Origin of the sequence: Terriglobus roseus DSM 18391, from assembly GCF_000265425.1 — a bacterium.
In the GTDB taxonomy this organism is placed as follows: domain Bacteria; phylum Acidobacteriota; class Terriglobia; order Terriglobales; family Acidobacteriaceae; genus Terriglobus; species Terriglobus roseus.
Genome location: NC_018014.1, coordinates 1,903,536 through 1,915,810, shown reverse-complemented (window position 1 = coordinate 1,915,810; position 12,275 = coordinate 1,903,536). Strand labels below are relative to the sequence as shown.

The following is a 12,275-nucleotide window of genomic DNA, read 5'->3' as shown; positions in this document are numbered from 1 at the left end:
GTAGACGTGAATCCCCGCCGAAAGGCTACCGCGCCCGCATCGCAACTGCCTCTTCTGGCAGCGCCGTTGTGCGCACTCACGCTCGCCTCGGCTTTCCTCGCATCCCCTGCAGCAAGCGCCCAGGCAGCGGCCACCGCACCGCCGAAGACCGCCGAAATCTTCCCCTTCGCCGACGTCAAGCGCGGCCTGCACGGCACCGCCTGGACGGTCTTCGAGGGCGTCGACCCCGAACCCATGGACGTTGAAATACTCGGCCGCCTGAAGGACGCCATCGGCCCCGGCCAGGACATGATCCTGGCCCGCCTGCACGGCACCAAGCCCGAGTTCACCGGCGTCGTCGCCGGGATGAGCGGCTCGCCTGTCTACATCGACGGCAAGCTGCTTGGAGCCGTCTCCTACCGCATCGGTCAGTTCAGCAAAGAACCCATCTGCGGCATCACGCCCATCGGCAGCATGTTCCAGGTGCGCGACCTGCCCGCGCTGGTTGACCCCGGCATCGCGGTGCCCCTCGGCAAGACCCAAGGCGCTGCACCTGCTCCGGCTGCGACCGATCCCAACATCCAGATCCACCCCATCGACACGCCACTCGTCTTCAACGGCTTCTCTGCCGAGACGGTCACGCGCTACGGCGAAGGCTTTCGCGCCATGGGCATGGAACCCGTCAACGGCATCGGTTCCGCCGCGCCGGACACCCTGCAACCCGAGCCGATCATCCCCGGCTCAGCCGTCTCCGCAGTCCTTGCGCGCGGAGACCTGAACGTCGCCGCCACCTGCACCGTAACCTACGTCGACGCGCACCAGCTACTCGCCTGCGGACACCCCATCACCCAGTTCGGCGACGTCTCCATCCCCATGACCAAGGCGCAGGTATTAGCCACGCTGCCCTCGCCCATGAACGCCTTCAAGATCGTCAACACCACCGAGACCGTCGGCAGCTTCACGCAGGACCGCGCCAACGCCGTCGCCGGAACCTTCGGCCGCACCGCCCGCATGATCCCCGTCAGCGTCGCCGTGACGCCGGCGCCCGGCAGCAACCTGCCCGCGCAGTCGCTGCACTTTGAGGTACTGGATAACCGGCAGCTCACGCCGCAGGTGATGCTGGCCGCCGTCTACCAGTCGCTGAACCAGACCAACATCGCCGCAAACGACATGAGCCTGCACCTGACCGGCGAGATCGCTCTCGCCAACGCCGGCTCCATCCGTCTGAGCAACACCTTCGCGTCCGCCGACGGCGTCTCTGCCGCCTCCGCCGCCACGCAGTATTTTGCAGGCCGCTTCATGGCGATCTACGGCAACGATCTCGCAAAGCCGCACATCGACAGCATCCGTATCGAAGCAATGGCCGTCTCGCATCGCGAATCGGCTGAGATCGAAACCGTCCGCCTCAGCACCAACGAAGCGAACCCAGGCGACACTATCACCCTAGAGGCGACCATCCGCCCCTTCCAGCAGCAGACGCGCGTCCTTCGCATTCCGGTCACGCTGCCCACCACGCTGACCGAAGGGCCGCTGCGCATCTTCGTCAGCGACGGCGCCTCGCTCGACCGCCTGCTCCGTCCGCCGGCAAACGCGGGAACACAACCGCTTGGCCTGACTGACACCGTCGCGCAGCTCAACCGCAGCCATGCCAACGACCGCGTCTGGGTCACGCTGCTCGATCATCAGACACAGGGTGTGACCGCCGCCGCCGCGCTGCCGTCCCTGCCGCCCTCCATCGCCAACGTGCTGCAGCCACTGCGCGGCACCCGGCAGATATCCTTCACGTCGGAGACGGCTGCCGAAGCCGGCTCCGCACCCGCTGACGCCGAACTCTCCGGCGCTGAAGTCGTCACCATCCGCATTCGCTGAGGCCCGCCATCCGATACACCGCCGCCCTGCTCCTCTCGCTGACCGCCGCCCTGCCGCTTGCCGCGCAGGGGACGCGACAGTGGACCGTAAGCCGCTACGAAGAGTTCGAGCGAGGCACGCCCAGCAATATCGCCGTCCGCAATGACGGTCGCCTGGAAGCGGCGCCCACTCTGCGCTCCGTCGCCAGCACCCAGGCCACCTTTCTCTGGTCGCTCGCCAGCAGCGGCAACAGTCTCTACGCCGGTACCGGCGCCGCCTCGGGCGGCTCGCAACTCCTCAGGATCGACGACAAAGGCGCCATCACCACCGCCGCCTCCTTCAAGGAGTTGAACGTCCAGGCGGTCCTGCCGCTGCCGGATGGCAGCATCCTTGCGGCCACTTCGCCCGACGGCAAGGTCTACCGAGTTCGCTCCAGCGGAACGCCGGAAGTAGTTTTCGATGCAACAACTACCGCGGAAAAGCCAAAGTATCTCTGGAGCCTTGCTTTAGCAAAAGATGGGGACCTGCTCATCGCTGCCGGTGCTCCCGCGACCATCTTCCGTGTGAAGCTCGGTGGTGCAGCCCCCACCGCCGCACCCAAGCCGACCGTCTTCTTCCACTCCGGCGATCAGCACATCCGCTCCATGCTTGTCGCACCCGACGGCACGGTCTACGCCGGTTCCGACGGCGCAGGCATCGTCTATCGCATCAGCCCGGACGGTAAGCCCTTCGCGCTCTACGCCGCACCAAAGCACGAGATCACGACCATGGCGCTCGACGCCGCCGACAACCTGTACGCAGCCGCCGTCGGCGACCGCCGCCCACCCGCGCTGCCGCCGTTACCCGCGTCCGGCCAGCAGACGGTGTCGATCACCATCCTGCAACCCGGTTCCACCATCTCCGCCAACAACAACTCCATCGTCCCCGACGGCTCCGAGATCTACCGCATCGCACCCGACGGCACACCGCTGCGGCTGGTCGCGCTGCGTGAAGACGTGGTCTACGCGCTCGCCGTGCGCAACGGCGCGCTCTACGCCGGCACCGGCAATCGCGGCCGCGTCTATCGTGTGGACACGGAGAATGCAGGCGTCTACACGGACATCGCACACACTGAGGCCAGCCAGGTCACGGCCATGGCGCCGTCCGCCGCAGGCATCGTGATGGCTACTGCGAACAGCGGCAAGATCCTTCAGATTTCGGACGTCGTCGCCGCCAACGCCAGCTACACCTCCGACGTCTTCGACGCAGAGACCACCACCCGCTGGGGTCGTGCGGAAGTCACCGGCTCCCCCGCCGGCATCGATCTCTTCGTGCGCTCCGGCAACGTGGAGAACCCGCGCGACACCCTTGGCAACCTGTGGTCCGACTGGAAACCCGTCACTGCCAACCAGACGCCGCTGCCCGCGCCCGCTGCCCGCTACCTTCAGTGGAAGGCCGTGCTACGGCCCGGGGCGCAACTCCGCTCCGTCACCATGAACTATCTGCCGCGCAATCTGCCACCGCAGGTGGACGACATCGTCGTGCAGCCCGGTGCGCGTTACACCGGCACCAACGGCGCTGCAGCCCCATCCGCGAACGTGCTCGTGGGATTCCGCGGAGCACCCTCGGCCGCACCCGCTCTCTCCCAGGCAGAGACAGGCGTACCGCCGCTGGTCGCGCAGCGCGATCGCAACTCCGTCACGGCACGCTGGCTCGCACACGATCCCAACAACGACGACATGATGTTCGCCGTGGACTTCCGTGACGTACACGAGCAGACCTGGCATCGCCTGAAGGACAAGATCAGCGACCGCGCCTACAGCTTTGATAGCGCCCTGCTGCCCGACGGTGAGTACGAACTGCGTGTCACCGCCAGCGACGGTCCCGTCCACTCCGACGCTGACACGCTCACGGCGAATCGCGTCTCAGCCCCCTTCACCGTAGACACCACGCCACCCGTTCCCGGCACTCTGGCCGCAACCGTGCGCGACGGCAAGCTGCACACCACCTTCGACGCAACCGATGCCACAAGCCCCATCGCCCACGCGGAGTACTCCGTCGACGCAGGCCCATGGCAGTACCTCGAACCCACCGGCGCCCTCAGCGACAGCAAGTCCGAACACTACGACTTCACCGCCGCCGTCACCGGCACCGTCGAACACACCATCGCCATCCGAGTCTTCGACCGCAACGAAAACGCCGTAAGCGTAAAAGCCATCGCCCGCTAAGAACACTGACCAGTACGTAGAGAGATCGGAGAGGCACCGAACCCGGGTGCCCCACTCTTTCGCGGCTTCATCGCGAAAGGGTGGGTTCTTCGAGCAAAGCTCGAACCGCTTTTTACAGACCCTCAAGCGGCACAAATCCGGGTGCCCCATTCATGACAGCTCCATCGTCATGAGTGGGAATTCGCGCAAAGCGCGAACCGGAGAAGGCAGGGGCCTTCAGTCCCCTGAAGAACCGACCAACAAACAAGGGGCTTCAGCCCCGGCCCTTCCCACCTAAGCGATACTGAAACCAACCCATGCGCTTCGAGCTCTTCATCGCCGCCCGCTATCTCCGCGCCAAGCGCCGGCAAGCCGTCATCGGTGTCATCACAGCCATCTCGGTCCTCGGAGTCGCCGCCGGCGTAGCCTCGCTGATCATCGCGCTCGCCATCACCAACGGCATGCGGAGAGATCTCCAGTCGCGCCTCCTCGGCTCCACCGCACACGTCGACCTGATGAAGGCCGCCTCCGACGGCATCCGCGACTGGCGGCCGCTCGTCGAACGCATGCGGCACCTGCCACACGTCACCGCAGCGGCCCCCGGCCTCTACGGCCAGGTCCTCATCTCCCGTGGCGCACGCTCCGGCGGAGGCCTCCTGAAAGGCGTCGTCCCGGCGCAGGAGAAGACAGTTACGGATCTGCTGCAGACCGTGAAGTCCGGCTCAGCAGCTCCGCTCGACAACCCTGCACCGACCCCGTTACCACCGGTCGTCTTCGGATCAGACCTCGCCGAGAACATCGGTGCGGGCGTCGGTGATACGGTACTCGTCACCAGCCCGCAGGGCGAACTCACACCGCTCGGGATCGTGCCAAAGTACCAGCGATTTCAGCTCGTCGGCATCTTCCACTCCGGCTTTTACCAGTACGACTCCAGCTACGGCTTCATCCGCCTGACCGATGCACAGCGTCTCTTCTCGGAGCCCGACCTGATCTCCGTCATCAGCTTTAAGGTCGACGACCTGTATCACGCCGACACGATCGCCCGCGAGATCGAACAGGCCGCAGGCCCCGGCTTCCAGGCGACGAACTGGATGGATCAGAACCGCGAACTCTTCCGCGCGCTGGCACTGGAGCGTGTCGTAACATTCATCGTCATCGCGCTCATCGTCTGCGTTGCAGCCTTGAATATCCTGATCGCTCTGACCATGCTCGTCATGGAAAAGACCCGCGACATCGCCGTCCTGATGAGCTTCGGCGTCCGTCCCGACCAGGTGCGCCGCATCTTCCTGGCGCAGGGGCTGCTCATCTCACTCAGCGGCACCATCATCGGCCTGGTGCTCGGCTACGGCCTCTCATGGATCGGCGGCCACTACCACTTCATCCAGCTCTCCGCGCAGGTCTACTCCATCGACTACCTGCCCTTCGCACCCCGCGCGATCGATGGCGTTCTGGTCGCCTTCGTCTCGCTCGCCGTGTCACTGTTGGCAACGCTCTACCCAAGCTCGTCCGCGGCGAAGATCCTGCCAGCGGAGGCTCTCCGATACGAGTAGCGCATGGCTGCGGCGTGCTCGAAATGCTGTCAAGCCCCAAATCGCGTAAGCCCAATGATGCAAGTAACTTACGGGTGGCGGGAAAATCAGCGCGATTCGTTACAATAGAGATAGAAGCAAGAAGGGCAGCCCTCTCGGGTTGCCTTTTTCGCGTAAGTCTTTTGGAATCTAATTTTTACCCGTAACCCCTTTCGAATCTAATTTTTACCGTTTCGGGAAACGTCAACTTCTTTAGAATCTGATTTTTACGGGTTTTGCGGGGGGGGTGGGTGCTACTGAGCCCACCCGTTTGACTTCATCCACTGGAACAGCAACTCGCTCCATGATCGAAGCTCCGGGTTGGCCAGGGCCAGTCCTGCGCCATGCGCACCATGCTTGTAGATGTGCAGCTCTGCCGGCACCTTCGCCTTCACCAGCGCCGAGTAGAACAGGATCGAGTTCGCGACCGGCACCGTCGCATCGTCACTCGTGCTGAACAGGAAGGTCGGTGGCGTCTGCGGCGTCACCTGCAACTCATCCGAAAGAAGCGCGATCAGCGTCGGGTCCGACTCCTTATCGCCCAGCAGATACTTGCGTGATCCAGCATGCATCACCGCCGGATCGAATGAAATCACCGGGTACGCAAGGATCAGGAAGTCCGGCCGGCTGGAGACGCGATCGACCGCGTCGGTCGCAGCAGCATTGCCCGCATCGAAGTGCGTCCCGGCAGTCGCGGTCAGATGCCCGCCCGCTGAGAAACCCCACATGCCGACGTGCACCGGATCAACGCCCCACTCGGCTGCATGCGCCCGAGCATAACGGACCGCACGCTGCGAGTCGCCGAGCTCGATGGGATGGTGATACTTCGGTCCCAACCGGTACCGCAGCACAACCGCCGCGACACCATGCTGGCTGAGCCACTCACCCACCTCGTAGCCCTCATGCCCCAGCGCCAGGTGCGTGTAGCCGCCGCCGGGAGCGACGACGACGACCGTCTTCGTCGGGTTCACACGAGGCAGGAAGACACTGACAGCCGGAACATCGGCCTCCTCGGTCCCAAGCGCACCCGGAGCGCCGGCAGGCCAGAGCGGAGTCCACGCGTGACCATCCGGCGGAGCGATGATCGTCATGCCAGGCGGCGGCGGAAAGCTGGGAGTGAACTTGCCGGCAGCAGCCTGAGCGGCGGCGGCAGCGGCAGTCGGTGCAGGGGTCTGAGCAGAAGCGCCGACGGCAAGCAACATACCGGCGCAGACGGAGGCGAGTACCTTGGAGGTCTTCATACGAGAGACCAGCCTACACGCCAGCCGCTAACCCTGCCAGCCGTACCAGCGAGCCGTGCGGCGGATGATCTCGTCGAGCGGTACGATGTTGCGAAGTCCCAGTTCCCTCTCAGCCTTCTCGACCGATGGAACGTAGCGCGAGACAGGCGCGCCCGCGACCGGCTCCTTCGCGACATCGATCGCAATCGATGGGTCAAGCGCGTCGCGAACCGCCTGAGCGAGCTGCAGGATGGAAAGGCTCTCGCCGGAACCAGTGTTGTAAGCAGCGCGATCCGGTGCTCGAAAGAGCATCGTCCACAGCCAGGCAGCAAGATCGCCGCCGTACTGGTACGACCGCGTCGGCGTCCCGTCGCCACCGATGCGGATCGGACCGCCGGCCAAGGCGTCGCGGATGAAGTTGCCAAGCGCGAAGTGCATGTCCAACGGCAGATGCGGACCGCCGATCGCATACGCCCGCGAGAAGACGGTCGTGAAACCGTACTGCCGACCGTAGACAGCGCACATCAGTTCACTGGCGCGCTTGCCCTCCGCGTAAACGGAGTTGAAGTCCGTAGAATCCGGCGCGCCGGTGTAACTCTCGGGCAGATGAACCAGATCGCTCGGCTGCCGGCCGTAGACAGCGCCAGAACTTGTAAGCAGCAATCGCTTGCAGCCGCTTTGCGCTGCAAACTGCAACGTGCGTTCCGTGCCACGCAGGATGGTGGAAAGCATCTCCACAGGCTGCTCCGCCTGCTGCTTCGCACTCGCTTCCGTAGCACCGCAGATGATGAACGGAAACTCGCCCGCGGGAAAGCTGAAGTCGCGCGCATCGCCCGCATGCATCGTGATGAGATCGTCCGCGAAGAGGTGTGGCATCTTCGCCCGGAAAGCCTCAGGACGACGCGACAGGACGACAGCGCTGGCTCGCAGATCGAGCGCGCGATTGATGTAGCTAAGGCTCTCCAGCAGCCATGCGCCGAAGGTTCCGGTGCACCCCGTCATAAAGATGCTGCGACCGCGCAGCGTCTCCCAGAGCTCGCTTGTAGCAGCAAGAATTGCCGCCAGATCGCTCTCCGGGATGGGCTTCGCGGCCATCATCTACTTCGTGACCTTCGCACCGGTATCGCCACTGATGTAGCGATAGACCTTCGCAGCAACTTCCGGCTCAAGGTCAGGCGACATGAAGTGCAGCGGATTCGACTCCATGCTGCCGGCCTCGGTAATGCGGCTCATGATCTTGGGGAAGTAGGTCTGCTTCGGATCGACACTGACCAGGAACGCTGCGGGACCGGGAGTGTTGAAGCGTTGCAGGAATTCCGGGTCCGTCTCAAAGCCGGGCTTCAGCGTCATGACAGGAATCGAGTACGCAGGAAAGAGCAGGTTCCAGTCCGGGAGACCGAGACCAGTCTCGATATCGCACCCGACGTAATGCCCCTTGAAGTAATTGATCTGCGACATACGGATCGACGCGTAGCCGTGATCGTCATTGATGAAGATCTTAAGGTTCAGCTTCTGCGCTCGAACAGTACCAAGCTCCTGCAGGTTCTGCGAGAAGCCACCATCACCTTCCATCAGGATAGTGCGGCGCTCAGGCCAGGCGAGTGCGGCCCCGATTGCGCCGCCCAAACCGTATCCCATAGAAGCCAATCCCTTGGTCGTCTGGGAGATCTGGCCTCGCTTCAGCTCCCATACCTGCATCGCGGAAGTGTACGCACCACCACTGGAACACGGGATGACGATGTCGTCGCCGTTCGCGATCGCAGAAAGCTTGTCATTGAACTCAAAGGGAGAGAGGTATCCGGAAGCTGTTACGTTTTGCGGATCGACAAGCGGCACTTCCCGACGGACCATCCGCGCAAAGTCGATCCATTCGGACCAGTTCCCAGGCGTGACGGAACTCAGTTCGCGCAGAACTTCGTTCGCGTCGCCAAGCACTGGGAGGTCGACGCGAGGATGACCCTTCGTGAGTTCACGCTCATCGATTTCCACCTGAACCACTTTCGCCATCGGAGCAAACTGCTGCCAGTTGAAGCCCGTCTGCTGCAGCCCGAGACGTGTGCCGAGAGCAATGACAAGATCGGCCTGTTGCTGAATGATGTTGGCGGAGCGCTGGCCGAAGGTGTTCGGCCTTCCGAAGTAGTAGGGATGATCGGATGGCACTCGGTCCATGCCGTTCCAGGTCACCATGAGAGGTAATTTGGCCTTCTCCAGTTGCGGCAAGAGCGAACGCACAAGTCTGCGATCTATGCCACCACCAAGCAGTACGACCGGGCGCTCTGCGCGTTCCAATAACTGATTGATCTCTGCGATCTGTGCAGCGGTTGCGGATGGCAACGGATTTGTTGGCGCGGCGCGCTCTGCATTGCTCAGGGTGACTTCGTCCACGGAGGTACCTTGCACATCCAGAGGCACTTCAACGAAGACGGGGCCCTTACGACCGGAGCTGCCTGCCTGTGTCCATGCGTTGAATTCTCGCTGGTCGATGACCCTGTCCATCAGGACAGACTTCACACTGATCGGCGTTGCTAACGCAACGCCGTCGGCTTCCTGAATACCACGCTGCCGCACTCGTCCTAGCGACAGGTCTGCAACTTTTACCTGGCCGCCAATCACGAGCAGCTCATGGCTTTCGAGGAACGCCGCGGCCATCGCAGTGACGACATTTGTGAAGCCTGGTCCTGCTGTTACGAGCGCAAAGGCTCGCTTGCCTTCACCGAGCTCTGTGAGGTACTCGGCCGCGATACCTGCCGCAACTTCATGCACTACGGGAATGCAGGTAAAGCGATGGCTGCAGCTCTCCAACAGGTGCATGATGTTGCCGCCACCCAGAAAGAAACAATGCGTGTAGCCAAGATCGACGAGCCAGTCGGCCATCAAGTCAGAATATTTCTTCATACGTATGCCTCTATGATCTCTTCCACGGCACGCCGCACACTTCCAAGCGTTGCCTCAGTACGCGGTTCCCTGCTCAGGATCACACTGCCATCCGGCGCGATCAGGATCAGCGCGTAGAAGTCTTTCCCGTGTTTCTTATCCGAGACAAAGCGCTGCAAAACGTCGTCCACTGATAACTCGCGAAGGTGCCCTAGAACCGTTGGATCGTTGCCGATCATGTCCCGCAGATGTTGCCGCAACGCTGCTACGCGCGGGACTGCGGTGTAGTCAACACCGGCGTTTTCCTGAAAGGCGATGGCGCATTCGATGCCAATGCCAACCGCAATCCCATGGGCGATACCGAAGTGTGACGCGCCTTCGATGGCGTGACCGAAGGTATGGCCGAAGTTCAGGAGAAGCCGTTCCTTGCGATCGAACTCGTCGATCTCGATAAACCACTTCTTCGAATGCAGGCTGTTGATGATAAGCCGTTCGAGAGCAGCGGGGTCCATATCGACGGACGGTCCACATGCCAGGTGCTCTTCGAACGCCTCGGCCCCTCTGCAGAAGGTGATCTTTGCCGCCTCGATGAGTCCGCTTGCGCGTTGATCAGCAGGCAGCGTCGCAATGACCGCAGGGTCAATCCAGACACGCTCCGGGGAGTGGAAGGTGCCGACCAGGTTCTTATAGGGACCTACGTTGATCGATGACTTACCGCCGATGCACGAGTCGACCATCGCTAACACCGTGGTTGGCATGTAAGTCCAGCGGAGACCTCGCATGTACACCGACGCGATGAAGGCGGACAGATCCTGAATGATGCCGCCGCCGACCGCGACCATGTGCGTCGAGCGGTTTGCGCCGGCTTTGCGCATCTGTTCGATGAGAGCGGGAGATGCGTCGAGAGACTTGTTGCTTTCGATTGCCTCGACGAAGATTGCATCGATACCAATGCCGGCAAGGGCAGGCTTAAAAAAGGCGTCGGCGATCACGGCTGCGTCTTGCATTCCCGCAAGTGTTTGAGCGAACGAACCACTCTCTACCGTGACGTTGTAAGTGCCGGTAGCCGACTGAATATCAAACGATGCGGACACGGCTGAATCCTAAATCGGCCGCGATGAACTGGCCGGTGATGCCGGTATTTTCCGGCGAACATAGAAAGAGCACAGCGGCACTTACATCTTCAAGAGATGGCAGTCGTCCGAACTGTGTCGCAGACGTCAGACGATCGATCTGCTCGGTCGAGAGATTCTTACGAGTCATCGGCGTCTCCAGCGCTCCTGGAAGCACCGCATTGACCAGATGGCCATCCGCTGCGAGGTCTGCAGAGAGCGATAGGACCATTCCCTCTACCGCAGCTTTCGTCATGCAGTAGGTGAGTTTCGACTGCCGTGCAAGGTTTTGCCAGATGGAACTGATGACGCAGAGCTTTGCAGGCGAACGCAGGAGACCGGCATTCATCAGGCCCTGCAATGAGACCAAGATATAAAGACAATTCGCCCGGTAGATTTCTAGATGCTTTTCCACGTCGACGTCAGCGATGCTGTCGTTGACGTTCGCGCCCTGTGCCCAGCAAATGGAGTCGAATGGACCGGCTTCTGCTAAGGAAGAAGTGGCGAAGCTGGTCCCGTCAAAAGGATCATAGGCGATCGAGGTAACACCATCGACCCCGGCGGGACAGTGACGTGCAACCGATGTCACTTCCCATCCCCGCGCCACAGCGGACGCCACCAGCGCATTGCCGATGGCGCCGCTGGCGCCGAATACGAGGAAGCGATGGCTCATGCCCAGGTCCACCTACGAGTTGAGGACAGCCCAGCGCTTTTCCAGCATATCGATGCGCTTCGAGTCTTCTTTCTCGATGGAGCCGTAGTACTCGCGCTTATTGAGGAGCCACAGCAGTTCGAAGTGAACTGCGTTCAGCAGTCCCTGATCGATGTGCTGAGCGTTCGCTGCCTGTCCGTCAAAGATGACCTTACGGGTCTCAAAACGGGTCAAGTGGACAGCTACCATCTCTCTGAGGACGGGAATCGAATCGCTGGAAACGCCGCCGCCGACCACGAGATCGAGGCCACGCGCTTTTGCGGCAGCTGCGGTCTTTAGAACATAGTCGGTAACTTCGCGACCATTGATGGCGTCGCGGCCAAGAGAGGCGGACAGGGAGAAATCAACGCGGCCAAAGACGATACCGGCAATCTCAGGAGCGGCTGCAGCATAGTCGGCCATCTCGTCGAGCACGTTGAAGGCGTTGATCGTCTCGAGGTTGAAGAGGAAGTCCGTGTCATCCTGCTCTTCCTTCGGGTAAACCTTGTCAACGGCTTCCGCGAACTTCGAGAGGGCGTAGCGACTTTCGATCATCGGAGCAATGATGTAGTCCACGCCAATCTGCTTGGTCTCCATCAGGTCGCGCATTGCCTCGCAGCCGCCGATCTTAACTGCCAGTTCAAGGCCTGCCTTGCGGCAGATCTCGACAAGGCGCAACAACTCGTCGACGCGCGTGCCTTCCGCTTCGTACTCCGCCTTAACGGCAAGGTAACCGAAGTCGTCCCTGCCCTTCTTCAACAAGTCGAGCATCTTGCGTTCGCGCGCATTCATTCAGT

9 protein-coding genes are annotated in these 12,275 nt (G+C 62.0%); 3 read left to right on the top strand and 6 right to left on the bottom strand.

All coding sequences use genetic code 11. The annotated features are described in order from the left end of the window. Positions 1 to 6: 6 nt before the first annotated feature. From TERRO_RS08060 to TERRO_RS08050, 3 genes are all read left to right on the top strand, one after another. The gene (locus tag TERRO_RS08060) at positions 7 to 1,848 is read left to right on the top strand and encodes a SpoIVB peptidase S55 domain-containing protein (RefSeq protein ID WP_169315294.1); all 1,842 of its coding nucleotides are present in this window, start codon (positions 7 to 9) and stop codon (positions 1,846 to 1,848) included. 326 nt (positions 1,849 to 2,174) lie between these two features. Then, positions 2,175 to 4,034, top strand: a complete 1,860-nt coding sequence (locus tag TERRO_RS08055) for an SMP-30/gluconolactonase/LRE family protein (RefSeq protein ID WP_245536253.1) — start codon at positions 2,175 to 2,177, stop codon at positions 4,032 to 4,034. Positions 4,035 to 4,330: 296 nt separating this feature from the next. Beyond that, on the top strand, positions 4,331 to 5,563 hold the full coding sequence (locus TERRO_RS08050) for an FtsX-like permease family protein (RefSeq protein WP_014785507.1): 1,233 nt from the start codon (positions 4,331 to 4,333) through the stop codon (positions 5,561 to 5,563). Between the two features lie 272 nt (positions 5,564 to 5,835). On the opposite strand, the gene TERRO_RS08045 is transcribed toward TERRO_RS08050, so the two are convergent. The 6 genes from TERRO_RS08045 to TERRO_RS08020 are packed head-to-tail and all read right to left on the bottom strand — an operon-like array spanning position 5,836 to position 12,270. Then, positions 5,836 to 6,822: an alpha/beta hydrolase gene (locus TERRO_RS08045; RefSeq protein WP_014785506.1), complete on the bottom strand. Its 987-nt coding sequence runs from the start codon at positions 6,820 to 6,822 to the stop codon at positions 5,836 to 5,838. A gap of 27 nt (positions 6,823 to 6,849) precedes the next feature. Further along, positions 6,850 to 7,899: an NAD-dependent epimerase/dehydratase family protein gene (locus TERRO_RS08040; protein WP_014785505.1), complete on the bottom strand. Its 1,050-nt coding sequence runs from the start codon at positions 7,897 to 7,899 to the stop codon at positions 6,850 to 6,852. After that, entirely contained in the window at positions 7,900 to 9,696 is a 1,797-nt protein-coding gene (locus TERRO_RS08035) for a thiamine pyrophosphate-binding protein (protein ID WP_014785504.1), read from the bottom strand. It abuts the gene before it with no gap. Continuing rightward, entirely contained in the window at positions 9,693 to 10,769 is a 1,077-nt protein-coding gene (locus TERRO_RS08030) for a 3-dehydroquinate synthase (protein WP_014785503.1), read from the bottom strand. The genes TERRO_RS08035 and TERRO_RS08030 overlap by 4 nt, the downstream gene beginning before the upstream one ends. Further along, complete coding sequence (locus TERRO_RS08025; protein ID WP_014785502.1) at positions 10,753 to 11,460, bottom strand: SDR family oxidoreductase; 708 nt, start codon at positions 11,458 to 11,460, stop codon at positions 10,753 to 10,755. Before TERRO_RS08025 ends, TERRO_RS08030 begins: the two co-directional genes overlap by 17 nt. A gap of 12 nt (positions 11,461 to 11,472) precedes the next feature. After that, positions 11,473 to 12,270, bottom strand: a complete 798-nt coding sequence (locus tag TERRO_RS08020) for an aldolase/citrate lyase family protein (RefSeq protein WP_014785501.1) — start codon at positions 12,268 to 12,270, stop codon at positions 11,473 to 11,475. Positions 12,271 to 12,275: the final 5 nt, after the last annotated feature.

Coding starts and splice junctions, on each gene's coding strand:
- TERRO_RS08050 (WP_014785507.1), top strand. CDS start 4,331: ATGCGCTTCGAGCTCTTCATCGCCGCCCGCTATCTCCGCGCCAAGCGC.
- TERRO_RS08045 (WP_014785506.1), bottom strand. CDS start 6,822: ATGAAGACCTCCAAGGTACTCGCCTCCGTCTGCGCCGGTATGTTGCTT.
- TERRO_RS08040 (WP_014785505.1), bottom strand. CDS start 7,899: ATGATGGCCGCGAAGCCCATCCCGGAGAGCGATCTGGCGGCAATTCTT.
- TERRO_RS08035 (WP_014785504.1), bottom strand. CDS start 9,696: ATGAAGAAATATTCTGACTTGATGGCCGACTGGCTCGTCGATCTTGGC.
- TERRO_RS08025 (WP_014785502.1), bottom strand. CDS start 11,460: ATGAGCCATCGCTTCCTCGTATTCGGCGCCAGCGGCGCCATCGGCAAT.
- TERRO_RS08020 (WP_014785501.1), bottom strand. CDS start 12,270: ATGAATGCGCGCGAACGCAAGATGCTCGACTTGTTGAAGAAGGGCAGG.